General features: G+C 71.3%; 15 protein-coding genes and 1 pseudogene. 9 read left to right on the top strand and 7 right to left on the bottom strand.

All coding sequences use genetic code 11. The features are described from left to right. Nucleotides 1–17: 17 nt before the first annotated feature. Nucleotides 18–878 carry an MBL fold metallo-hydrolase gene (locus WMF20_RS06155; RefSeq protein ID WP_437611492.1) on the bottom strand — a complete coding sequence of 287 codons (861 nt, stop codon included), beginning with the start codon at nucleotides 876–878 and terminating at the stop codon, nucleotides 18–20. Nucleotides 879–1,121: 243 nt separating this feature from the next. Between WMF20_RS06155 and WMF20_RS06160 the strand changes: the two genes are divergently transcribed. Beyond that, nucleotides 1,122–2,345, top strand: a complete 1,224-nt coding sequence (locus tag WMF20_RS06160) for an MFS transporter (RefSeq protein WP_437611494.1) — start codon at nucleotides 1,122–1,124, stop codon at nucleotides 2,343–2,345. 49 nt (nucleotides 2,346–2,394) lie between these two features. On the opposite strand, the gene WMF20_RS06165 is transcribed toward WMF20_RS06160, so the two are convergent. Beyond that, a complete protein-coding gene (locus WMF20_RS06165; RefSeq protein WP_437611496.1) occupies nucleotides 2,395–3,330 on the bottom strand; it encodes an oxidoreductase in 936 nt (311 codons plus the stop codon). Between the two features lie 840 nt (nucleotides 3,331–4,170). On the opposite strand from WMF20_RS06165, the gene WMF20_RS06170 reads away from it, so the two are divergent. From WMF20_RS06170 to WMF20_RS06185, 4 genes are all read left to right on the top strand, one after another. Beyond that, nucleotides 4,171–5,406, top strand: coding sequence for a DNRLRE domain-containing protein (locus WMF20_RS06170; RefSeq protein ID WP_129573465.1), 1,236 nt, complete (start codon nucleotides 4,171–4,173; stop codon nucleotides 5,404–5,406). A gap of 72 nt (nucleotides 5,407–5,478) precedes the next feature. Continuing rightward, on the top strand, nucleotides 5,479–6,372 hold the full coding sequence (locus WMF20_RS06175; RefSeq protein ID WP_437611499.1) for an N-acetylmuramoyl-L-alanine amidase family protein: 894 nt from the start codon (nucleotides 5,479–5,481) through the stop codon (nucleotides 6,370–6,372). Nucleotides 6,373–6,804: 432 nt separating this feature from the next. Further along, complete coding sequence (locus WMF20_RS06180; protein ID WP_437611501.1) at nucleotides 6,805–7,440, top strand: peptidoglycan-binding domain-containing protein; 636 nt, start codon at nucleotides 6,805–6,807, stop codon at nucleotides 7,438–7,440. Between the two features lie 13 nt (nucleotides 7,441–7,453). After that, the gene (locus WMF20_RS06185) at nucleotides 7,454–9,904 is read left to right on the top strand and encodes a hypothetical protein (RefSeq protein WP_437611503.1); all 2,451 of its coding nucleotides are present in this window, start codon (nucleotides 7,454–7,456) and stop codon (nucleotides 9,902–9,904) included. Here WMF20_RS06185 and WMF20_RS06190 read toward each other — a convergent pair whose 3' ends face one another. The 3 genes from WMF20_RS06190 to WMF20_RS06200 all read right to left on the bottom strand — a co-directional run bounded on the left by WMF20_RS06190 (nucleotide 9,905) and on the right by WMF20_RS06200 (nucleotide 12,768). Beyond that, nucleotides 9,905–10,693 (bottom strand): TIGR02996 domain-containing protein, encoded by a 789-nt coding sequence (locus WMF20_RS06190; protein ID WP_437611505.1) that lies wholly within the window; start codon nucleotides 10,691–10,693, stop codon nucleotides 9,905–9,907. Nucleotides 10,694–10,710: 17 nt separating this feature from the next. Next, complete coding sequence (locus WMF20_RS06195) at nucleotides 10,711–11,274, bottom strand: hypothetical protein (protein ID WP_437611507.1); 564 nt, start codon at nucleotides 11,272–11,274, stop codon at nucleotides 10,711–10,713. Nucleotides 11,275–11,379: 105 nt separating this feature from the next. After that, on the bottom strand, nucleotides 11,380–12,768 hold the full coding sequence (locus WMF20_RS06200) for a DUF2169 domain-containing protein (RefSeq protein WP_437611509.1): 1,389 nt from the start codon (nucleotides 12,766–12,768) through the stop codon (nucleotides 11,380–11,382). A 280-nt stretch (nucleotides 12,769–13,048) separates the two neighbouring features. Between WMF20_RS06200 and WMF20_RS06205 the strand changes: the two genes are divergently transcribed. After that, entirely contained in the window at nucleotides 13,049–13,723 is a 675-nt protein-coding gene (locus WMF20_RS06205) for a peptidoglycan-binding domain-containing protein (protein WP_437611511.1), read from the top strand. Between the two features lie 19 nt (nucleotides 13,724–13,742). Then, nucleotides 13,743–15,515 (top strand): ComEC/Rec2 family competence protein, encoded by a 1,773-nt coding sequence (locus WMF20_RS06210; RefSeq protein WP_437611513.1) that lies wholly within the window; start codon nucleotides 13,743–13,745, stop codon nucleotides 15,513–15,515. Here the strand turns inward: WMF20_RS06210 and WMF20_RS06215 are convergent. Next, nucleotides 15,472–16,107: a GNAT family N-acetyltransferase gene (locus tag WMF20_RS06215; RefSeq protein WP_129573474.1), complete on the bottom strand. Its 636-nt coding sequence runs from the start codon at nucleotides 16,105–16,107 to the stop codon at nucleotides 15,472–15,474. The two genes, WMF20_RS06210 and WMF20_RS06215, sit on opposite strands and share 44 nt — an antisense overlap. Before the next feature lie 1,145 nt (nucleotides 16,108–17,252). Between WMF20_RS06215 and WMF20_RS06220 the strand changes: the two genes are divergently transcribed. Further along, entirely contained in the window at nucleotides 17,253–17,699 is a 447-nt protein-coding gene (locus WMF20_RS06220; protein WP_437617084.1) for an STAS domain-containing protein, read from the top strand. Here WMF20_RS06220 and WMF20_RS06225 read toward each other — a convergent pair. Beyond that, nucleotides 17,654–18,706: pseudogene (locus WMF20_RS06225) on the bottom strand (DUF2169 domain-containing protein); the annotation flags it as partial. The gene WMF20_RS06220 and the pseudogene WMF20_RS06225 overlap by 46 nt on opposite strands. Nucleotides 18,707–18,941: 235 nt before the next feature. Between WMF20_RS06225 and WMF20_RS06230 the strand changes: the two are divergent. Continuing rightward, nucleotides 18,942–21,884, top strand: coding sequence for an SBBP repeat-containing protein (locus WMF20_RS06230; protein ID WP_437611515.1), 2,943 nt, complete (start codon nucleotides 18,942–18,944; stop codon nucleotides 21,882–21,884). The last annotated feature ends 95 nt before the right edge of the window (nucleotides 21,885–21,979 follow it).

Below are 21,979 nucleotides of genomic sequence, written 5' to 3' on the forward strand. Positions count from 1 at the left end.
GCTCCGTGCCACCGGCGCTAGATCCACACCTCGCCGAGGAGCGGCAGCACGCCCATCTTGACGTCGCGCGCCGCCCGGCCGAGGCGCTCTGCCAGGCGCTCTCCCTGCATCGCGGGCAGCGCGACGGCGGGGCGATCGAGGGGCAGAAAGAAGTTGTCCCAGTGCGAGAAGAGCACCGCGCGCGGCGACAGGGCGCGCGCGACGCGCTCGGGGAAGTCGCGCGAGGCGGTCCAGCCGGCGACGCAGAGCAGGAGCAGGTCGGGCTCCCTGCAATCGAGGCCCGCCTCGACGAGCTCCGCGCTGCCCAGGTGGACGATGCGCCGGCCGGCGACCCGGATCTCCACCGCGAAGACGGCGCCGCACCGGTAGCGCTCGGCCCGGAGCGGGACCTCGTCGCAATCGGAGATGTCGCCGGGGAAGGGGACCCGGCCGAGCAGCAGGCGGGAATGGGCGCTCGGGAGGAAGCGCAGCTGGAACGGGCCGACCTCGGCGACGACCGGCTGGCCGCCCGGCGCGCGCTCGACGTCGCGCACGCGCGCCGCGGGGACGCCGGACGCGCGGCAGAGCGCCACCGCGGAGCGCGAGCCGAAGACGGTCGCCCCCGTGCGGAGCGCGATCGCCGGGATGTCGAGCGCGTGATCGAAGTGGGTGTGACCGGCGACCACGGCGTCGGCGCGCGGCGCGTGGCGCGCGACGGCGGCCGCGTCGGGGGCGAGCCGGCCGAGCACGCAACGGCGGAGCGAGGCGCGCGTGAGGTAGGGATCGATGAGCACCACCGCGCCCGCGTGCTCGACCGCGAACCCCGCCGTGCCCAGCCACCGCACCCGGACCGCGCCCGCCGGCGCGAGCGATCGCGGCGAGAACGTGTCGGCGATCATCGGCGCGGGCTCGCCCGGTCGGCCAACGTGGTGTGTCGGTGCTGCGTGCTCATCGAGGTCGCTGCTGCGTGGTCATCGAGGTCGGCGCTGCGTGCTCATCGAGGTCGGCGCGGCGCGCTCATCGAGGTCGGCGCGGCGCGCTCATCGAGGTCGGCGCGGCGCGCTCGCCGCCGGATCGAGATCTACGCCAGCATCCGCGTTTGGCGCGACCGAAGCTCGTCCGCTCGGTTACGATTGTCGGTCGTGGCAGACCGAACGTCCGCCGGCAAGATCGCCGCCCTCGCCGCGCTCTACTTCGCTCAGGGCATCCCGTTCGGCTTCCAGGCGACGGCGCTGCCCGTCTTCCTGCGGGCGAGCGGCGTCTCCCTCGCCGGCGTGGGCTTCGCGGGGGCGCTCGCGGTCCCCTGGGTCGCCAAGGCGCTCTGGGCGCCGCTCGTCGACCGCTTCGGGTGGGAGCGGCTCGGCCGGCGCCGCTCGTGGATCCTGCCGCTCGGGGTGCTGCTGTCGCTCACGTGCGCGGCCGCGGCGTTCGTCCCGCCGTCGCGCCACCTCGGCGCCCTGCTCGCGCTCGTCTTCCTCATGAACCTGCTCGCGGCCACCCAGGACATCGCGGTCGACGGGCTCGCGATCGACCTGCTCGGGCACGGCGAGCTCGGCCTGGCGAACGCGGCGCAGGTGGTCGGCTACAAGGTCGGCATGCTCGCCGCCGGCGGGCTCCTCGTCTGGGCGAGCGCGTGGATCGGCTGGCGCGGCCAGTTCGGCGCGATGGCCGCGCTCGTCCTCGCCTCGGTGCTCGCCTCGTTCGCGCTGCGCGAGCCCCCCGCGGGCGAGGTCGAGGCGCGCGCGCGCCGCTCGCTGCGCGAGGTGCTCGCGACGGTCGCCGTCGCCCTGCGGGCGCCGGGCGCGCTCTGGGTCGTCGCGTTCCTCGGGACCTACAAGCTCGGCGAGGCGATGGTCGACATGATGTTCAAGCCCTTCCTCGTCGACGCCGGCTTCCCGCCGCACCAGATCGGCCTCTGGGTGGGCACGTACGGCCTCGTCGCCTCGATCGCCGGCTCGCTCGCGGGCGGGCTCCTCGCGCAGCGCCTGCCGTTGCTCGCCGCCGTCGGCGTGACCTCGGCGCTCCGATCCGCCGCGATGGCCGGCGAGTGGACCCTCGCCGCGGCGGGCCCGCCCACCGCCGGGGCCGTCATCGCGGTCACCGTGGCCGAGCACCTCTTCGGCGGCGCCCTCACGACCGCGGTGTTCGCCTTCATGATGTCGCGCGTCCGGCGCTCGGTCGGCGCGACGCACTACACGCTGCTGGCGAGCGTCGAGGTGCTCGGGAAGTCGCCCGCGGTGTGGCTGTCGGGCACCCTCGCCCAGCGGCTCGGCTATGCGGGGCTGTTCGCCCTGGGGACCGCGATCTCGGTCGCCTTCCTCGGGCTGCTCTTGCCGCTCCGGGAGCGGAGCGCGGGCGAGGGGTGAGCGGGCCTCACCGCGTTCCATCCGTCGGTCGACGGGCGCCTCGTCCTCGTCAGAGGGCGTACGTCACGCCGGTGAGCCGCGCGGACTCCTCCCAGAGGCGGCGCTGCGCGACCTCGTCGCGGGAGCGGGCGCTCGACTCGAGGCGCGCGGGGAAGCCGGTCATCCCGAAGCGGCCCGGGGGCCCGTAGTACTCGCCGCCCCGCGCGCCCGGATCGACGGCGCAGCGGAGCGACGCGAGGGCGGCCATCGGGACGCTCTGCCCGAGCTGGAGCCGCTCGGCGATCTTGCTGAGGGCGCGCATCCAGCCGGGCGCGCCGCGGACGATCGAGGTGTTCGAGCCGCCGGGGTGCGCGGCGAGCGCGATCGTCTTCGCGCCGGCCGCGGCGAGCCGGCGCTGGAGCTCGTAGGTGAACAGCAGGTTCGCGAGCTTGGACCGCCCGTACGCGGGGAACCCCCGGAACGCCCGCTCCCACTGCAGGTCGTCGAAGTCCATGTCGCCCTGATGGTGCGCGATGCTGGCCACCGTCACGATGCGCGAGCCGGGCACGCCGCGCAGCCGGTCGAGCAGGAGGCCGGTGAGGGCGAAGTGGCCGAGGTGGTTCACGCCGAGCTGGAGCTCGAAGCCGTCGGCGGTGACCTCGCGCTTGAAGGACAGCACGCCGGCGTTGTTGACGAGCAGGTCGATGCGGTCGTACGCGGCCCGGAGCTCGCCGGCGGCCTCGCGGACCGACGCGAGCGAGCCCAGGTCGAGGCGCACGGCGCGCACGGTCGCGCCCGGGGCGCGGGCCTTGATCTGCGCCACCGCGGCGCCGGCCCTCTCCATGTCGCGGCACGCGAGCACGACCGTGGCTCCGCGCTCCGCCAGCGCCCGGGCCGTCTCGAGGCCGATGCCGGTGTTTCCGCCCGTGATGACCGCGACTCGGCCCACCTGGCTGGGGATGTCGGCCTCGGTCCACCGCGCGCGAGAATCTCTTCCTTCGTCCATCGCCCTCTCTTCGCATGAAACCGGAACGGTCGTTCCGGTTTCGACGATCGGAGCGCGCGCCCCGTTTGTCAACGCGTCAACGCGGCGTTCTTCGGCTTCTTCTCCGGCGCGGTCGAGGCGGGGCTCGCGAGCGAGGTCCCGTGCTGGGGAGAAGTGGAACCACGGAGGGCACAGAGGGCACAGAGGAGAGATTGGAAAATTATATCTCTCTTAAATTGTTCTCTCTCCTCTTCCCTCTGTGCCCTCTGTGCCCTCTGTGGTTCGATTTCGCATGAAACCAGGACGGGGTGGGGCAAGGCTGGGCAAGGCCGAGCAAGGCCGAGCAAGGCCGAGCAAGGCTGGGCAAGGCCGAGCAAGGCTGGGCAAGGCCGAGCAAGGCTGGGCAAGGCCGAGCAAGGCTGGGCAAGGCTGAGCGACGTCGGTCGATCCGCACACCGGGTGCGAATGATGATGATCCGTTCGCCCATTTCATGATATAACGAAGACAGCGCCTCGGCTGGCAGTTGCAAGAATCGCTCGTGATCGCGCTCGTCCGACTCCGTCCATCGATCGCCAGGCCAGTGGTCCTCCTCCAGGGGGACGCGGGCCTCCTCGGTCGAGACGGCTCGAGGTCGGCCACGATCCGGGAGGCGAGCGCCTCGCAGCGGCCGTCCCGTCGTACCGTCGTGCCGCGCGCGCTGGTTGACGAATAACGGCTTACGTCGACCCGCCTGCGCGGCAAACGTAACAGTTTATCAGCATCGTTTGCGATTTGTAAATACATTTTTCAAACCATAGCGTGCGGCAGCTCGCCGCACGGCGCGGCGCCGCTATGCCGGCGCCGCAACGAGGAGCTCTCTCATGAGAACCACCTATCCGTCGATCTATGTGCTCGTGCTCGCCTCCATGATCTCCGGCTGCATGGCGGCCGCCGAGCCGCATGACGGGAACGACGAAGCCGTCGGCGAAGGCGCGGCGGCGCTCGTCTCCTGCTCGGTGCTGCCCTCCGGCGACATCGTCACGAACGGCAGCTTCGAAGCGCCGAACGTGACGCGCGGCAACTCGTCGATCTACAGCTCGATTCAAGGCTGGCAGGCCGCCTATGGACAGATCCAGATCCATGACCACTCGAACGGCATGAGCCCCGCGCACGGCGAGCAGCACGTCGAGCTGGACGCCAGCAACTCGAGCGGCATCTACCAGGACCTCACCACCATCCCGGGGGTGACGTACCAGCTCCGGTTCGCCTTCGCCGCGCGCCCCGGCACCAGCGCGAACCAGAACGTGCTCGGCGTCGTCTGGGGCGGCCAGTCGGTCGCCACGCTCACGACCGCCAGCTCCGCGTGGGTCTACTATACCTATACCCTCGTGGCCTCCGGCGCGACGACGCGCCTCCAGTTCAACGATCTGGGCATCTCGAACGGCCAGGGGACGCTCCTCGATCGGGTCACCGTGGTCGCCGCCGATACGGATCAGGACGGGGTCTTCGACTCGTGCGACAACTGCCCGGCGGTGCCCAACCCCTCCCAGGCCGACACCGACAACGACGGCATCGGCAACGCCTGCGAGCCCCCGGTCCAGTCGCAGTGCGTCGTCGTGCAGCGCGGCACCAACGGGAGCGTGGCGGACGCGCATATCCAGCCCGGCGTCTCGTGGCCCTACGGCGATTACCCGTACGTCGTCCTGAACACGCTGCCGGAGGGCCCGCAGATCGGCGTGCTGGCCTTCGATCTGTCGTTCATCCCGGCGGGAGCCGACGTCGATTCAGCGACCCTCTCGCTCTCCCACGCGTGGAAGGCGAGCGCCAGCACCATCGAGCTGCACCGCGTGAACGGCCCCTGGCAGGAGTCGACCGTCCACGCAGGCAACTTCCCCGGGTACAACGCGGCCGTCGCGGCCACCATCTCCGCGGTCGCCGCGGACGCCGTCGCGACCGCCGACGTGGCGGCCCTCGTCCAGACGTGGGTGGATGGAGCCCAGCCGAACTACGGCATCGCGCTCCAGGACGTGAACGGCCGGACCGACATCCGGTCGAGCGAGCAAGCGAACGTCGCCGTCCGGCCGAAGCTCGAGGTCTGCTACACGTCGGCCCAGTAGCGCGGTCTCCCGCGCGCTGGTTTGCCGAGAACCTGACGCCGCGCCCCGCCTTTGATAGCAAGCGGGGCCGCGGTGATCTCGCGCAGGAAGCTCGTCCTCGGTCTCGCCGGCGCCGCCGGCGCCGCCGCCCTCTCGCGGGCGCTCGCCCCCGGCCTCCCGCGCGACATCGCGGCGCGGCGCGCCCTCAAGCTCCCGATCGCGCCGAGCGGGTGGCCCTTCCCGGGAGCCCGCGTCGTCGCCCCCTCCGCCGTGTTCCCGCCCGGCTTCGGGGTCCGCCGCATCTACCTCGACGCGGGCCACGGCGCCCCGGGCAACACCGGCAACGTGTCCTGCTTCTGCGTCGAGGAGCAGGAGTTCACGCTCTCCGCGGCGCGCGCGCTCGCCGAGCGGCTCAACGCCACCGGGCGCTTCGAGGCGCGCGTGGGAAGGACCGGCGACCGGCCGCTGCCCTACGCGGAGCGCGTCGAGGACGCCGCCCGGTGGGGCGCGGACGCGTTCGTCAGCCTGCACTCGGACGTGCGCGGCAGGCTCGACACGTGGTCGCCCGCAGAAGGCCGCTCGTGCCCGCTCAGCCTCGCCGCGCCGGGGTTCGCGGTGCTCTGGTCCGACGAGGGGGATCCGGCCCTCGGCGCCCGCCGGCTCGCCCTGGCGCGCGCCTTCGCGCGGCGCATGGAGGAGGCCGGCCTGCTGCCCTACGGCGGCGCCGCGTACAGCGGCCTGTACGCGCCGGACACCGCCCAGCCGGGCGTCTTCGTGGACCGGCGGCCCCAGGACCAGCGGATCTTCGTCCTGCGCCGCCCCGCCATGCCCTCCATCCTCATCGAGACCCACCACGCGCTCGACGCCCGCGAGGCCACCCGCTGGACCGAGCCCGCCACGCTCGACGCCTTCGCCGCCGCCGCCGCCGCCGCGCTGGCCGACGCGCTCGGCGGAGGAGGCGCGCCGGCGTCGCAGCCGCCCACCTGAGGCGCACCGGCAGGTGGTGGCCGGATTTGAACATGAAGTCGGGAAGGCGGGAAGAAAAGATCAATGATCTTCCTGCCTTCCCGCCTTCATGTGAATCACTCCGGGGCAAATTGGGCCACCACCCGCCGGCACGACGGCGCACGATGGCCTCGCCGCCGCACGAGCCTCTGAGGAAGTCCAGCGAAGGGGGCGATGCGCGCGGCCAGGCGATGCGCGCGGCCAGGCGATGCGCGCGCTCAGGCGATGCGCGCGCTCAGGCGATGCGCGCGGCCAGCGCGCGGACCGCGCCGGCTGTCGAGCGGGCCGGGCGCTTGACTTCCCGGAGGCCCTTTGGTCTTTTGATGGGATGGGCCTTCAGCGGGGCGTGGGCGTGGAGGGCGGCGCTGCGCCCGGGCGCCGCCCGGCGACGCCCCCTGCCGCGGGGGGGCGGGCATGAAGGCGCATCGCGTCCGCGCGGGCGATTGCTTCACCAGCATCGCCTACGAGAACGGGTTCTTCTGGCAGACGCTCTGGGATCACCCGGAGAACCAGGCGCTCCGCGAGCTCCGGAGGGACCCGTTCACGCTGGTCCCCGGCGTCGACAAGGTGGTCGTCCCGGATCCGCGGCCCAGGGAGGAGAGCTGCCAGACCGCGAAGGTGCACACCTTCCGGCGGCGCGGGGTCCCGGCCAAGCTCAGGATCCGGCTCCTCGATCACGAGGGCAGGCCCCGCGCGAACGAGGAGTATTTCCTCGAGGTCGACGGCGAGCTCCGCCCGAACGACAAGAAGGCCGACGGCGACGGGCGCATCGAGGAGTTCATCCCCAACGACGCCAGGCAGGCGCGGCTCTTCCTGTCCGGCGGCGAGGAGGTCGTCACGATCGCGCTCGGCTACCTCCAGCCCTCGGACGAGATCCGCGGCATCCAGTCTCGCCTCGCCAACCTGGGCTTTTATCACGGCGAGGTCGACGGGCAGCGGAGCCCCGCCTTGGCCGACGCGCTGGCCCGCTTCCGGGCCGCGCACGATCTCGACGAGTCGCTGCCGGAGGACGACACCTTCCAGGAGATCGAGCGCAGGCACGAGGAGTGAGGAGGGGCGCGCCGTGCACGTCTACTGGACCGAGATCACGATCACCGACGCCGACGCGGGCACCTCGGTCACCGGCAACGAGGCCAGGAACAAGGTCAGCACCGAGCTGTCGAGGCCGCGCGACCACAAGGGCCTGCTGATCGTCGGAGGGGACGGCGAGAAGGAGCCCGCGAGCATCGTCTACCACGGCAAGATCGTGAGCAGCGAGCTCCTGCTGATCGTCCTCCGGTCGATCGCCGCGGGGCTCGGGAAGCGCTGGGGGTTCGTCTACAAGGAGAGCCGCAGCGTCAAGCGCGTCACCGAGATCTACGACCGTTACAAGGCGGAGGCCCACGCCGAGCGGGAGGGGCAGAACGCGCTGCGCAGGCCGGCCCCGCCTTACGTGATCATCGGCGACGGCACGGCCGCGACGGTCGACCACACGACGCTGCGGCAGAGCGCGTGGGGCAAGGCTCGGGTCGCCCCGGCGGAGATCCTGCACATCGGGTTCGAGGACCCCTGGAGCCATTACAACCAGCACAAGATGGGGCAATTCCCCCAGCTGCTCGGCCTGCCGGGCGTCGCGCAGCGGCCTGTGCTCGGCGGGCCCAACGAGGACGGGAAAGAGGACGTCACCGGGCCGCGCGACTCGACCAGGTTCGCCGCGGACACGCGGGCCGAGCGGGCGCGGCTCGCGGAGCACGTGCGCGCGAACAAGCGGGTGTGGATCACGACCGCCTACGGCCCGGCGGTGCGCCCGCTGGAGCTGCTGCGCCTCGCCATGTGCGTCCTCGCCATCGTGCCGCGCGGGGTGAAGGCCCTCCACGACAGCGCCCGGGGCGCCATCCTCCGGGAGGGCATCGACGAGGACGAGCTCAATGACATGCTCCGCTTGGCGCACCCGGACCATTTCCCGCGCTACCGGCTGCTCCTCGCCGACACGGCGGCGCACCTCCACTGGCTCTACGCCGACAAGATCGATATCTGCACCGGCGCCGGCAAGCCGCGCGCCGTGGACGAGACGATGGTCACGTCGGAGCTCTACGAGGCGGTGCGCACCCGGCTCTGGGAGCCGGTCGAGCGCTGGGACGACGCGAAGAAGCGGCGGTCGATCCTCTCCGGGACCGAGGGGCTCTATCGAGAGACCGACTGGAGCGTCGGTGAGCGCTACTGCGTGATGGGCGGGGGCGGGGTCGGCGTCAACATGGTGGAACGCGCCGAGGAGACGGGCAAATGGATCGACTGGCTCGCGACGAAGACGCTCCACGAGTCGTTCCCCATCGGCCGCAACGACATCCTGCTCAAGCACCCGGCCGCCAGCGCGAGCGAGCGGCGCGGCCAGCCGATGCGGATGGATGATTTCGCCTATGGGCGCAACGATCAGCTCGCGGTCATCCTGCCTGCGGCGCGAAAGTGGCGCTTCGGCCAGGGGTGCGATCTCGACCGGGTCGAGGCGGCCGCGCCGCGGCTCCGGATCACCTTCAAGCAGAGCCCCGACGCGAAGTATGACAAGGTGCCGAACGCGCCCCAGATGAGCAAGCAGCCCATCCCCGCGCTGATCCGCGATTACGACGAGCAGGTGTCCGACCTCGAGGACGGCGCCTTCAAGTTCTACGACAGCTATGCGCGCCCGCAGGCGATCCAGGACGCCAGGAGCTACGATCGGGTGATCCGCTGCGCAGGGCAGGACATCCGCGAGGTGGGGCAAGCCGAGAAGATCGCGGCCATGCTGGAGCTCGTCCCCATCGTGTCCCCCGCCGACGGCCGGATGGTCGGGCTCCAGACCAAGGACGAGTCCGTGCGCGTGCTCGGCGCCGCCGCCACCGGCAACGCCGCGCTGGTGAGCGCCGAGGACGCCGCGGTCAAGAAGATGCGCGCGTACCACGAGACGCTCCCGGCGCAGGGGCGGATCATCTTCGTGGGGTTCGTGTTCTCCGCCCTCAACGTGGCGGAGGCCAACCACTACTTCGATCCCGGCAACGGCAAGGCCCCGAACACGAACGTGAACACCATGTCCCAGAAGGAGCTCGAGGCCCTCCTCGGGGACGTCGATCTCGCGCGGAGGATCATCGAGGTCCGGAAGAAGACGCAGAGCGGGTACGTGACGCTCGACGAGCTGAAGAAGGCGCTCGTCCGCCACGCGCTCGGCCAGGCGGAGCCGCTGCCCGAGGGGTGGGAGGGCAAGTACGACGGCTGGAAGAGCTTCGACAAGACGCTGAACAAACAACCGCACAACCTCGCGAAGCAGGTGGGCGACGACGAGGTCCTGGCCAGGAAGATCGCGGAGGCGCGAGAGGCGGTGAGGCAAACCGACCGCGCGCTCTTCGACGATGTCTGGAAGAACCGCGAGGCGCTCAAGGCGAAGATCAAGGGCGAGCTCGCGAGGATGGCCCAGTTCGCGCGGACGGGCTGGAAGCCGTCCTGGGACGCGCCGATCGCGAAGCTCACCACCCAGTACCGGGCGGCGGACCAGCTCGTGTACTGATCAGCCGGGCATGCGCAGCCGGTCCGGCACCACCTCGAGCAGCGTGCGCGCCTCGGTGTGGAGCCAGCGCAGCGCGCCGAACTTCGCCTCCAGCGCGCGGCCCTCGGGCGGGAGCCAGCGGTCGACGATGATGCCCTGATCGTGGCCCTGGTGCTCCGAGGGGTCGAAGGGGTTGTTGACGAAGCCCACGTAGCCGAGCGCGGGGAGGCGCCGCGACGCCGCGAGCGCCTCCGCGCCGCGGCGCGTGACGCGGTTGTTGCCGATCCAGAGCCAGCGCAGCTCGGCGAGGTGCGGCGACGCCGCGAGGCGCTCCACGTCGTCGTCGGTGAGGCCCACCCGGTCGAGCCGGAGCGAGCGGACGCCGACCAGGCGCGGCGACGCGAAGAGCTCCTCGGCCGCGTCGCCGAGCGCGTCGATCGTCAGGTGGCGGATCGGCGCGAGCGCGAGGAGCGCGTCCGCGTGCTGCAGGAAGGCGCGGGCGTCGAGGGTGACGAGCTCGACGAAGCCGCGGTCGAAGACGGGATCGCGCGCTTCCGGCGGCAGCGCGGCGATCCACGCGGCGCGGTGGGCCTCCTCGAGGTCGCGGGCCTCGCACGTGAGGCGGAAGTGGCGATCCGGCTCGGCGGCCTCGTCGGTCGCGAGCAGCGCGATCTGCGCGCGGATGAAGCTGCCCCGCGCCTCGACGGCCGGGTCGTCCTGGTCGTCGCACCAGGCGGCGTACGCGAGCCGCGGCGCGTCGTCGTCCGGCGCGGCGAGGACATCGCGGAGGAGATCGGCTTCGGTGGCCACCGCGCGAGTCTACGCGGTCAACCCACGCGCTCCCAGGCCTCCTGGTCGAGCGCCGGGAAGGTGACGAGGCACGCGCCCGGGTCGATGCCGTCGAGCCGGGCGCGGCCCTCGTGGTCGAGCGAGCCTTCCCGGATCGAGCCGTCGGGCAGCTCCACCCGGTAGCGCTCGTGCGGGATGGGCTTGTCGTCCTCGCCGATGAGGCGGATCTCGACCCAGGTGAGCTCGGTCCTGGGCGCGCGCGGGGCGGCGTCGGCGGGCGCCTGGTCGTCGGCGCTGGCCTCGTCGCCGCCGTAGGACGGCAGCCAGGGGAGGGGAGCCTCGCGGAGCCGCACCCGGCCGCTCAGCAGCAGCCGGCTCAGCGCGCCGAGCACGTCCGCGTCGGCCAGGCGGCGGACGGCGCTCGCCGGCGCGGCGTCGTCGAGCAGCCGCCGGAGCGCCGGGCGGTTCTGCGGCTCGGCGAAGAGCTGGCGCAGCCACGCGGCGTCCCTCGCGCGATCGCCGAGCCGGTCGGCGCCGTCTTCACGGCGGTCGGCGAGCTCGATCGCGAAGCGCCGCGGACCCAGCGATAGCAGCCGCTTCAAAGCACCATGCTCCTTCCCGGGCTCGCGCGAGCGTATCAGCCCGCCCTCGCGCAAGGAAGGCCCCGAGGCGAGGGGCGAGTCGAGGCCGGGCGCGCGATGCGATCGTCAGGGGAAGGCGCCCGCTTCGGTCATGGCGGAGAGGAACGCGTCGCCGAGGCCCGGGGGCTCGGCGGAGAGCTCCGGGGGCAGCAGCGGCGGGGCCGCAGCGATGGGCCCCGAGGGGGCAGCGGGCGCGGGCGACGGGAGCGGCGTGGGCGTGGGCGAGGGGAGCGGCGCGGACATGGCTGGAGGGAGCTCTGGCCGAGCCTCGAACGGCGTCGTTGGCCGGCCCGCGGGCGCGCTCAGCGGGTCCACGGTCCCTGCGAGCGGGTGATCCTCGATCGCCGGCTCTCCTGGCCGCGCCCGGCTCGCTGGCAGCGCGGCCGGAGGGAGCTCGGGCCGAGCCTCGAACGGCGTCGCCGGCCTGCGCACGTGCGCGCTCAGCGGCTCCACGGTGCCTTCGAGCGGATGATCCTCGACGTTCGTCACCACCGGCGCTGCCTGGGCCGGCAGCGGCAGCGTGGCGCGCGAGGGCGCCGCCGGAAGCGGCGCCGTTCGCCCCGCCTCCCGCGCCTCCTGCGCGAAGGGGTCGACCCACCGCAGCGCCTCGCCCGGCAGCTCCACGCCGGCCACGACCCGGAGCGCCTCGAGATCCTCCTCGCCCACGGCCGCGTACCCTCGCCACACCACCGAGCAGCACCGCCGATCCGCGTCGATCAGCAGCGTGTCGGCCCGCAGGGACAGCGCCGCCCCCTCGCGCGGCGCCCGCTCCTCGCGCCGGTAGAGCCGCGCGACGCCCCGGGCGCCCGGGAGCTGCGTGCGCAGCCGCGGTCGCTGCGCGACGATGCCCCCCAGCACCACCCACTCGTCGCCGAGCAGCCGCTCCATCCGCTGCTCGGGTGGCGCCGCCTGGAAGTACCCCCAGTCGAGCCCGTCGGGTACCTCGAGCGCCACGCCCTCGAGCCGCCTGGGATCCACCGCCCCGAGCAGCGCCTCGCGCCGCGGCCAGCGGCGGGACAGCGGCCCCGTCCCGTCCACCCGCACGCGCCTCTGCCCCTCGCTCCCCGGCGCGCTCCCGTCGAGCGTCACGCAACGGTCGAGCCGCAGGGCCCCCTCCTGCACCACGGCCAGCCGGACCTGGATCTCCCCCGCGACCGTCGGAGGCACCTCTGCGTGTCCGGTCAGCAGCACGTCCACCTCGCCCAGGTACGGCGCCAGATCCCCCGCCGAGCGCAGCCCCACACCCGAGGGATCCGGCACCTCGCCGGGCACGATCGGGTCCGGCTCACCGAGCGCCATCGCGCCCTCGGCCACGAGCCCGAACGTCGCCTTGACGACCGCGGTCACGTACCGCTGCCCCCGCAACCCCCAGACCAGCGTCGCGGTCGAGGCGCGGCCGAGCGACGTTATCGCGACAGGCCATCGAGCGGAGCGCACGGTCCATGGCAGTACCACGGCGCGTCCTCCCGAGGCGAGTGCGATGCGCAGGCAATGCGCGGCGCGGAGAGGCCGCGGGACCAGGAGCCCGCTCGCCGCCTGCGCCATCACGATGAGCGCGGCGCCGCGCACCGCGCGCTCAGATCAGCGGCGCACGGCGCCCGAGCGGGGCGCGGTGGCGGTCTCTTCATGGCCCAGCGGCGTGGCCGCCAGGGCCACCTCCACTGCGGCGACGCCTCATTGGATCCGGCGGGTGAAAATCAATGCTACCAGGACCCCCCCAGATTACAATCGTCTGGTGCCGATCAGTCACCGCGTCGAGGAAGGCGAAGGGACGACGTCCATCTCGGAGAAGTACGGCTTCTTCGACCGCACCGTCTGGTCGCACCCGGACAACGCGGGGCTCCGCGCGCGCCGGCGGGACATGAACGCCCTTTTGCCCGGCGACGAGTTGGTCATCCCGGACAAGAGGATCAAGGAGGTCTCCTGCGCCACGGGCGCCAGCCACAGGTTCAAGCGCAAGGGCATCCCCGCCAAGTACCGGGTCCGTCTCGTCTCGTGCGGTAAGCCGCTGGCGGACCTCCCCTACGAGCTGGTCATCGACGGCGGCCTCAAGATCACCGGCCGCTCCGACGCCCAGGGTGTCGTGAAGAGCTACGTCCCCGCTGGCGCCCGGCGCGGCGTGCTCCGCGTGGATCGCTCGCCTCGCCCGCTGCTGGTCATCGGTATCTCCTTCGGCCGCGTCGGCCCCATCGAGGAGGTCAGCGGGGTCCAGAACCGGCTCAACAATCTCGGCTACGACTGCGGGGAGCCCGACGGCCAGCTCAACGACCGCACCCGCGCCGCGCTCCGCCTCTTCCAGCGCCGCGAGGATCTCACCGAGACGGGCGAGATCGACGACGCCACGCGCGAGCGGATCGCCACCCTGCACGACAACCTCGGCAGCGAAGCTCCCAGGAACCCGGCGATCTAGCCGCGGAGACGAATACACCGTGGAAGGCAACTACGGCCGGCGGAGCTCGATCACCGGGGGGACGAAGCCCTCCTTGGAAACCAACAACTACGCAGAGAGGGACGCGGAGGAGGAGCCGAACCTGGATTTCACGTCAGTGACCGGGCGCAGCAAGCTAAGACAAAAGCGGATGGCCGAGCGCAAGTCCCAAGAGGCCCTCGAAGAGGCCAAGGGGAAAGAGCCGGAGCGGACCACCCTGGAGAGGCGCGGGAAAATCGCGACCGAAGATTCCTCGACGGACACGATTGCGGTGGACGGAGACCTGGTCCTCCACTTCATCGACGTCGGTCAGGGCAATTGCACCTTCATCCAGTGTCCCGGCGGCGAGACCATCCTCGTCGACTGCGGGAGCAAGAGCTGTAAGGAGCTGGTGGCCCCGCTTGCGCGGGAGTACATCAAAGGACTGCTCGACAGCAAGCCGCTCGACTACCTGGTCATCTCGCACCCCGACGGGGACCACTATAACCTGCTGACCGAGGTCCTGGAAGGCGTCGAGATCAAGACGGTCCTCTGCGGGGGCAAGGCGTCCAGCTACTCGGGCGACAGCGGGCAGTTCCTGAAAGAGCTGCTGGCAGAGTTCATCGAAAACGAGAAACCCTTCTCGGAGTCCCCCAAGACCGATGTGGGCAAGCGACTGATCCAGTGCGCTGGGATGGACGTCTGGATCGTCAGCGCCAACGCGAGACTGGCGGACCGCGGGGAGATCAACGCCTTGGAGACGACCGGCGCGCTGCGGGGCACCGAGGCCAACACGGCCAGTGTCGTGCTCGCCCTCCGTTACAATCAGAAACAGGTGCTGATCTGCGCCGATGCAACCTTCTCCACCGAAGCTTACATCTTGTCCCACACTGAGTGGAAGGACGATCTCAAGTCGTTCGCGCTCGCGGGCGGTCACCACGGCTCCGCGCAATCGTTCTCGGTGAATTTTCTGAAGGCGGTCAATCCCTCCTGGGTCCATTTCAGCGCCGATAACAAGGTCCGATTTCGCCACCCCACCTGGGAGGTCGTAAGGCGTGTGCTCGAGCACTGCCCGAACGTGCAGTCCACCGCCGAGTTCGGCCCCCACGGCGTCGTCATTGGCCCCAGGCTGGAAGTGGGGCTCGAATCTCAGAAAAAGGGGCAGGAGCAGCTCATCGAGATGCCTCATCGCGTGAAAGCCGTGCTCGAACGGATGAAGGCGGGAGCAACAATGACGGGCAAGGATGCCCTCACTGCGCTGCTGAAGGAGTGGGGCTGCAACGCCACCTCGCCAGAGAGCTCGAAGATCGCGGAGTCTTGGGTAAATGAGTGTTTTATCCAACAACAGGACGTCTCCTTTTCCTCCTTCATCGACGACGGGTCGGATGACGACTACGATAGCAAAGGCGAGAGCTTGGACGTCAGCCAGCCTTTGGCCAACGATGGCCGAAATGAGAGCTTGGACGTCAGCCAGCCTTTGGCCAACGATGGCCGAAACGAGAGCTTGGACGTCAGCCAGACTCTGAACGAATTTAGCCTGAACGACAGTCGTTACGAGGACCAACGCGAGCCGGAGCTGGACACGGGGCTGGTGGAATACTGGGGCGACCGCTTCAGCGAGCTGGTCGAGGAGCAGAATCGCCTCCAAGACTTACCGCTGGCCGGGGACGGGTACTACTGGGACTGGGCGGTGGTGGACTTCAACCTCTTCACCACGCTCACCACCGCCAACCTGGGCGTGTACTGGATCCTCACCGTCCCGTACGATGGCGATCCGTGGACGGACCAGGCATGACCGCGGGCCCGCCCTCGCGGAGGTCCCGGCACAGCTGCACCACGTCGGCGTAGCGTCCGGGCGCCAGCTTCAGCGCGCGCCGCGACCGCCCCTCCTCCACGTACCCGAGGCTCCGGTACAGCGCCAGTGCCGGCGCGTTGTTCTCCGCGCAGTGCAGCGCCACCTGCTCAATCAGCCGGTGGCGCGACGCCCAGTCGTGCAGGGCCTCCAGCAGCGCGCGGCCGATCCCCAGCCTCCGGTAGCCCGCTGCCACCGCCAGCACCACCCAGCCCCGGTGCGCGGTCCGGCGGTGCTCGCCTCCCGAGAACTCCAGCCAGCCCACCAGCTGCCCCGCCGACTCCGCCACCAGCGTCAGCAGCCCGGGGTCGCGGTCCTGCGCAGCGATCCGGGCGATCTCCTCCTGCAAGGACGGCGCCGGCTCGTCCGGCTCCAGGATGGAGCCCGACTCCTCGACCCGCAGGAGCATCCGCAGCCGCGATACACCAGAGGCGTCGACGGGGTTCGCCCGGCGAACGGTCATCGGCTCCAGCCCGGGCGCGGCCAGCGACCGGGCAGGCACGTCGGGTAACGGCAGGGCGCTCCGAGATTGCATCCGCAGCAGCCAAAGCTACCCCAGGATCGTGGCCGCCGCGACGTGGCGCTCGCGCGCATCTGCGAACGAATGGCGTCGAGGACCGAAGCGGCTTGAGGGGATGTGCTTCCCCAACGGCCCAAATGCAAGGTGGCCGTCGACTGATCGGCCGTGCTGTCGCGCCACATGGCCCACAGCACTCCCGACAGCCGCCGCGCCAGCGCCACGGCCGCGATGTGGCGACCCCGGCGTTCGGCGATGGCGTCGACCCATCGGCCCAGCGGGTCGTCGCCACTACCGAGATGCGCGCGCTCCGGGCCATGGCGGTTCCGGCGAGGACGGCCGGCGCGACGCGCTGGTCCAGCGCGAGGCGACTGGCGCGCCGCGCGGGCGAACGACGGCGCGAACGAGGCTTCGAGGATGTCGCCCTCGCTCGGCGTGAACGGTAGAGGCCGATGGTCTGGCTGTGATTGGCGTGCTCTGACTGTGGTCGGCGTACGCTGACGGTGGTTGGTCGGTGACGGTGAAGGGGCCGCCGTAGCATCCTGGTCCTGGGCGCTTGTGCTCCCGGCAGCAACCGATCGAGCATGACATCAATGAGCACGAATGACGAGCTGACGCAGCTACGCCGGCGGATCGAGGAGCTCGAGCGGAGCGAGGCGCGTTACCGCGGTATCTTCGAGAGCTCCCCGATCTCCCTCTGGGAGGAGGACTGGTCGGCGGTCAGGCGGCACCTCGACCGGATCATCGCGTCGGGCGTCACCGACCTGGACGCGCACTTCCAAGCCCATGCCGACGACCTCTTCACGGGCATCGCCCTGGTGAAGATCCTCGACGCGAACAAGGCCACGCTAGAGCTCTGCCGGGCCTCGAGCAAGGGCCAGATCCTCGCCGGGCTGTCGGTCATCTTCGTCGAGCCCGCGGTGATGACCTTCCGCCGAGAGCTCGTCGCCCTGGGGAACGGGGCGACGTCCTTCGAGGAAGAGACGTTCATCTCCACGCTCGACGGCGAGCGGAGGACCGTCACGCTCCGGCTCGCGATGAGCGCGGGCTGCGAGCAGACGTGGGAGCGCTGTTTCGTGTCGCTCCTGGACATCACGGATCGCAAGCGGGCCGAGGAGGCGCTGCGCCAGAGCAAGGAGGAGACGATCCGCGCGCAGATGACCATGCTGGCGCAGCTGTCCACGGCGGTGATCCCGATCAGCGACGACGCCATCGTCATGCCGCTCATCGGGGCGCTGGACCGGGCCCGGATGCAGCAGGCCACGGGCGCGCTCCTGGACGAGCTGCAGCGGCGCCAGGCGAGGGTCGCCATCCTGGACATCACCAGCGTCCCGGGGGTGGACGCGGAGGCGACCCATGGGATCCTCCAGGCGGCGGGCGCCGTGCGGCTGCTCGGGGCAAAGGTGGTGCTGACGGGGATCCGCCCGGAGGTCGCGCGGTGCCTGGTCGATCTCGGCTCCGACCGGAGCGCCTCGAGATCCTCCTCGCCCACGGCCGCGTACCCTCGCCACACGACCGAGCAGCACCGCCGATCCGCGTCGATCAGCAGCGTGTCGGCCCGCAGGGACAGCGCCGCCCCCTCGCGCGGCGCCCGCTCCTCGCGCCGGTAGAGCCGCGCGACGCCCCGGGCGCCCGGGAGCTGCGTGCGCAGCCGCGGTCGCTGCGCGACGATGCCCCCCAGCACCACCCACTCGTCGCCGAGCAGCCGCTCCATCCGCTGCTCGGGTGGCGCCGCCTGGAAGTACCCCCAGTCGAGCCCGTCGGGCACCTCCAGCGCCACGCCCTCGAGCCGCCCGGGATCCGCCGCTCCGAGCAGCGCCTCGCGCCGTGGCCAGCGGCGGGACAGCGGCCCCATCCCGTCCACCCGCACGCGCCTCTGCCCCTCGCTCCCCAGCGCGCTCCCCGCGCTCCCGTCGAGCGTCACGCACCGGTCGAGCCGCAGGGCCCCCTCCTGCACCACGGCCAGCCGGACCTGGATCTCCCCCGCGACCGTCGGAGGCACCCCTGCGTGTCCGGTCAGCAGCACGTCCACCTCGCGCAGGTACGGCGCCAGATCCCCCGCCGAGCGCAGCCCCACGCCCGAGGGATCCGGCACCTCGCCGGGCACGATCGGGTCCGGCTCACCGAGCGCCATCGCGCCCTCGGCCACGAGCCCGAACGTCGCCTTGACGACCGCGGTCACGTACCGCTGCCCCCGCAGCCCCCAGACCAGCGTCGCGGCCGAGGCGCGGCCGAGCGACGTTATCGCGACAGGCCATCGAGCGGAGCGCACGGTCCATGGCAGTACCACGGCGCGTCCTCCCGAGGCGAGGGCGATGCGCGGCGCGAGAGGCCGCCGTGAGCGAGGCGGCGGCGCGCTGGCACCCGGGTCGGAAATCCCGCCGGAAAAGCCGGTCGATGGCGAGCGGTCGCCGGAGCGGGGGGCCGCGATAGAGCCCGCGTCCCTGGGTGAAGCGCTGCGTCCCTGGGGGACGAGCACGCTGCCGCATATGCCCTCTGCACGGAGGCGGAACGATCCCGTCCTTGGAGCGGCGCTCGCCTGCGCGCGCTGCGGGCCCAGCCGATGAGCTGGCCTGCGGCCATGGGGTGCAGATCTGAAGCTCGAGAGGTCTGGCACTCTCGTTGCTCATGGCCCCCGCGAGAATCGGAGCGCGCTGAGGGGCTATCCGGAAGCCCTGAGCTTTCGGTGACGAGGAAAAGCGCGCTCGTCGTGGACCGGCAGCGTCAAGGCCGGGTTCGCGGCCCCCCGACGGGCTGGAGAGCTCGGGGGCACCCGACAACGAGAATGAAACATCGGGTTCTCCCAGCCTCAGGGCCACTTCGAATCGACATCATTACTGCGAGGTTCAAGCATGAAACGATTTCATGGTGAGACGCTCTCCGTGTGCATCCTGGCAGCAGGCGTCGCCGCTTGCAGCGGCTCGACCGGCGATCCTCTGCCGGTGGGCTCGACGAGAGGCCCCCAGCCCGACCAGGCTGCGCCGATCTCCTCCGCGGACGACGGCTCCGGAGCGGAGGGGGATGATCTCGCCCCCGCTGGAGAGCTGAACGACGATACAAGCGCGACCGAGGAGGAGCTGAGGCCCAGGGAGGACGACTCCCCCCTGTCCACCCTCCCGTTCGACCCCACGGGCGGAGATCGCGCGAATGGCCTCCCGCTCCCGTTGCAGAACGTGACCTGCCCGAGCTTCGAGGGACTCACGTGGCATGACGAGACGCCCACGGCCGGCGCGGACCTCGGGAACGCGGTCGCCGCGTCCTGCGATGCCGTCTACCAGGTCGGGTCCACCACCGGGGCCATCTCGGGCGAGGTGAACAGCGGCGCGAGCGACGCCTTCATCCGCAAGGTCGGGCAGGACGGGAAGCTCGTGTGGGGCGCGCAGATCGGCACGTCGGCGAACGACCAGGCGACGGGCGTCGCCGTCTCCTCGGCCCAGTGCCCCGCGGGGGGCAACGCGTCGCTCTACGTGGTCGGCCACACGAGCGGCGCGATCGAGGCAGGCCAGCACAAGGGATCTTCGGACGCCTTCGTCGTCAAGCTGAACGCAAACGGGACCGAGGCCTGGCGGCGCCAGCTCGGTACGGCCGCGGTGGATCAAGCGTGGTCCGTGGCCCACGCACCTGACGGCAGCGTCTACGTGGTGGGCTCCACGGGCGGGAATCTCGCCGGGGTGAGCCCGCCGCCGACCAGCGGCACCACGTCGCTGTTCGTGGCGAAGTATTCGGCGAGCGGCGATCTCGTCTGGACCAGGCAGCTCGGAGTGAACAACAAGACGACCATCGCGCGCAGCGTCTCCGTCGGCGCGGATGGGCAAGTCTACGTCGCCGGTTACACCACCGGCGCGCTGGCAGGCCAACCGTACGCGGGCGGCAGCGCTGACGCCTTTGTCGCCCGCTACAGCGACAGCGGCGCCCTGGGCGGGGTGGCGCTCCTCGGCACGAGCCTCCAGGACCAGGCGTTCAGCCTGACCACCGCGGTGGAGTCGGGTCAGACCGTCGTCTACGTCTCCGGCACGACGAACGGGAACTTCCCCCCTTATGCCTCTTCGACGACATATGACGCCTTCCTCGCCAAGCTGGACGCGAGCCTCACCACGCAGTGGATCCGGCAGACCGCGGCGAGCGAGAACGTCTCCGCGACGTCGGTGGCCGTCGTCGGTGGATCCGTCGTGTTGACCGGCGAGACCCGCCGCGACCTCGACTCCGACGCGCCCCTCGGGAGCGCGGACATGTACCTGCGCGAGTACAGCGCGGCGGGGGCGCACCTGCGCACCGAGTACATCGGCACGAACGCGATGGAGGCGGGACAAGGCGTCGCCGTCGATCCGAAGGGCAACGTCTTCCTGACGGGCAGGACCGACGCGCCGTTCTGCGGTCACTCCTTCGGCGGCGGTGGCAGCGACGCCCTCCTCGTCAAGGTCATGAAGGGGTGCCGCGTGGACACCCCGGACCCGTCCTGCAAGCCCGCCACGTGCAACGGAGATCCCCATTACGTCAGCTTCGATCGTGTCGCCTTCGACTTCCAGGGGGAGGGTGACTTCGTGCTGGCGACCAGCGCGGCCACTCCCGATCTGGAGATCCAGATCCGGCAGTGCCCCGTGTCTCCGGGCGTCTCGACCGGCCGGGCCGTGGGCGCGCGCGTCGCGGGTGATCTCGTGGAGTTCCACGCGACCGGCGCGCTCTACGTGAACGGGCAGCCGACGACGGTGCCGTCGAGCGGCGCGCTCGCGCTCGCCGGCGGCGGGAGCGTCTACCAGTCCGCGAGCGGCAGGACCGTGCTCGCCTGGCCGACGGGAGAGCGGCTGGCGCTGCGTCCGAGGAGCTATTCCCTCGGCTTGTACCTGGACACGCTCTTCCTCGTCCCGCCGGCCAGCGTGGGCAAGATGGTCGGCCTCTTCGGGAACGCCGATGACGACGCCACCAACGAGTTCATGATGGCCCGCGACGGCAGCGTGCTGAGCAGCGCGCTGACGTTCTTCGAGATGTACCAGGACACGAACAGCTACGCGGACGTCTGGCGGGTGGGCGCCGCCCAGGGCGACGTCGCGCTCATCCAGCAGGGCACGCCGTGCGGCGGTCCGGCCGGTCCCGGGCAGCCGGCGTGGCTCAACAGCCTGACCCCCGCGCAGAGGGCCGCGGGCGAGCTGGCCTGCGCCGGCATCACCGACGAGGTCATCAAGCAGACGTGCATCCTCGACGTGGGCCTCACCGGCGACCCGAGCTTCGCGGTCTCGGCCCAGGAGGCCGCCACGGATCTCGCGAGCCACGGGCAGGGCGGGCCGATCATCGACAGCCCTCGCAGCGTCTACTTCAACAACTTCACCGGATCCATCGGCCCGGAGTGGGAGTCCATCGTCACAAGCGTCACCCCGCTCGGAGACCGCACCTTCCTGGGGCAGTTCGGCAACGAGACGGCGCACCTGACGCTCGACGAGCTCGCCCCCCACACCGAGCTGACCGTCAGCTTCGACCTCTACGTCATCAACGCCTGGGACGGCGATGGGCCCTTTGGCCCCAGCGTCTGGACCGCCTCCGCGGACGGCGTCGAGCTGCTCAGCGAGACCTTCTCCAACACCCTGAGCACCCAGAGCTATCCGCTGGACGGGAGCCTGGCTGGGTCGGGAGCGCTCGAGGTGAACACGCTCGCCTATCCGTACGGCGACTCCGTGTATCGCATGAAGCTGGTCTTCCCGCACTCCGCGCCCGACCTCGCGCTCGACCTGTCCGCGTCCGGGCTGATCGGCCTGTTCGATGAGGGCTGGGGCGTGACCAACATCGAGGTCCAGGGGCGCTGACGCTCCCCGAGCTGGCCGTGGAATGACCTCGACGGGCGGGCCTCTCCATGCTCTCTCCTGCCGCGGCGGCCGCGAGGAAGAGCCGCCATGCTCCC

The sequence above is a fragment of the Sorangium sp. So ce834 genome (assembly GCF_051521425.1).
Lineage (GTDB): Bacteria > Myxococcota_A > Polyangia > Polyangiales > Polyangiaceae > Sorangium > Sorangium cellulosum_D.

Excerpts from the sequence above, each read along its gene's own strand:
- WMF20_RS06155 (WP_437611492.1), bottom strand. The coding sequence starts at position 878 with ATGATCGCCGACACGTTCTCGCCGCGATCGCTCGCGCCGGCGGGCGCG.
- WMF20_RS06165 (WP_437611496.1), bottom strand. The coding sequence starts at position 3,330 with ATGGACGAAGGAAGAGATTCTCGCGCGCGGTGGACCGAGGCCGACATC.
- WMF20_RS06170 (WP_129573465.1), top strand. The coding sequence starts at position 4,171 with ATGAGAACCACCTATCCGTCGATCTATGTGCTCGTGCTCGCCTCCATG.
- WMF20_RS06180 (WP_437611501.1), top strand. The coding sequence starts at position 6,805 with ATGAAGGCGCATCGCGTCCGCGCGGGCGATTGCTTCACCAGCATCGCC.
- WMF20_RS06215 (WP_129573474.1), bottom strand. The coding sequence starts at position 16,107 with ATGCAATCTCGGAGCGCCCTGCCGTTACCCGACGTGCCTGCCCGGTCG.
- WMF20_RS06220 (WP_437617084.1), top strand. The coding sequence starts at position 17,253 with ATGCTGGCGCAGCTGTCCACGGCGGTGATCCCGATCAGCGACGACGCC.
- WMF20_RS06230 (WP_437611515.1), top strand. The coding sequence starts at position 18,942 with ATGAAACGATTTCATGGTGAGACGCTCTCCGTGTGCATCCTGGCAGCA.